At 72.9% G+C, this 1,733-nt stretch carries 1 protein-coding gene; it reads left to right on the top strand.

The features are described 5' to 3' along the window. Positions 1–1,733 (top strand): Rne/Rng family ribonuclease (locus E2C05_RS31530; protein ID WP_133223546.1); only part of this gene is annotated, 1,733 nt, incomplete at both ends.

Genomic DNA, 1,733 nt, shown 5'->3' with positions numbered 1-1,733 from the left:
GCAGGCGGAACCGCCCGCCGCAGAGGCGGCCGAGGCGGCCGCGCCCGGGACGCCGCCGCCCGGGGCCGAGGCGCCCGACGGCGACCCGGATGCGGCCGGCGACGCCGCCATCCGCGGCGCGGGCGAGCAGCCCGACCTGCCGGCACCGCGCCAGAACGGCCGCGCCAACGGCCATGCCAATGGCCGCTACCACGCCGAGGCCGAGGAGGAGGGCGAGGAGGATGCCCCGCCGCCCGAGACCATCGGCGGCGAGGGCACCGAGGATGTCTCGCGCGAGCGGCGGATCCCGCCCCGCTTCCTCCGCCACTACAAGATCCAGGAGGTGATCCGCCGCCGGCAGATCATGCTGGTCCAGGTGGTGAAGGAGGAGCGCGGGACGAAGGGCGCCGCGCTGACCACCTACATCTCGCTGGCCGGCCGCTTCTCGGTCCTCATGCCGAACTCGCCGCGCGGCGGCGGCGTGTCCCGCAAGATCACCTCCGCCACCGACCGCAAGCGGCTGCGGGAGGTGATCGACGAACTCGGCCTGCCGCAGGGCATGAGCCTGATCGTGCGGACCGCCGGCGCGCAGCGGCCGAAGCCGGAGATCCGGCGCGACTGCGAATACCTGCTGCGGCTGTGGGACAACATCCGCGAGCGGACGCTGCAATCCACCGCGCCGGCGCTGATCTACGAGGAAGCCGACCTCATCAAGCGGTCCATCCGCGACGTCTTCTCCCGCGACGTGGAGGAGGTGCTCGTGGACGGCGAGGATGCCTTCCGCGAGGCGCGCGAGTTCATGCGCATGCTGATGCCGCAGCAGACGCGCAAAATCCAGCTGTTCCGCGACGGCGGCCTGTTCGCCCGCCATTCGGTCGAGCAGCAGCTGGACGCGATGCATTCGCCGACCGTGCAGCTGCGCTCCGGCGGCTACATCGTCATCAACCAAACCGAGGCGCTGGTCGCCATAGACGTGAACTCCGGCCGCTCGACGCGCGAGCGGCATATCGAGGACACGGCCTTCCGCACCAACATGGAAGCGGCGGACGAGATCGCCCGGCAGCTGCGGCTGCGCGACCTCGCCGGCCTCATCGTCATCGACTTCATCGACATGGAGTCGAGCAAGCATGACGGGATGGTCGAGCGCCGGCTGAAGGAGGCGCTGAAGCACGACCGCGCCCGCATCCAGGTCGGGCGGATCAGCCATTTCGGCCTGCTGGAGATGTCCCGCCAGCGGCTGCGGCCGAGCCTGACGGAGACCACCTTCGTCACCTGCCCGCATTGCCAGGGCCGCGGCCAGGTGCGCAGCACCGAGAGCAGCGCGCTGCAGGTGCTGCGGGCGATCGAGGAGGAGGGCGCCAAGCGCCGCGCCGCCGAGATCGCGGTGCATGTGCACAGCAGTTGCGCGCTGTACCTGCTGAACCGCAAGCGCGACAAGCTGGCGCAGATCGAGGCGCGGTTCGGCATGGCCGTGGTGTTCGAGCCGGACGATTCGCTGCTGCCGCCCAGCCTGCGGATCGAGCGGCTGCGCGCCGCCGACCCGGCCCGGCCGGTGGAGGCGGCGCCGGCGGCGCTGCGCATGGATTACGCGCCCGAGCCGGAGGAGGCCGAGGAGCCCGAGGCGGAGGAGGCCGAGGCTGAGGCCGGCGGCGAGGCGCCCGCCCGCGCCGAGGCGGAGACCGAGGCTGAGCGGAACGAGCGCCGCCGGCGCCGGCGCCGGCGGCGGCGCAACGGCACGCGGCCGGACGGCACGG

The organism is Paracraurococcus ruber, from assembly GCF_004353985.1.
In the GTDB taxonomy this organism is placed as follows: Bacteria; Pseudomonadota; Alphaproteobacteria; order Acetobacterales; family Acetobacteraceae; genus Paracraurococcus; species Paracraurococcus ruber.
Note: the sequence above shows the minus strand (reverse complement) of the source record. Positions and strands in the feature narration are given on the sequence as shown.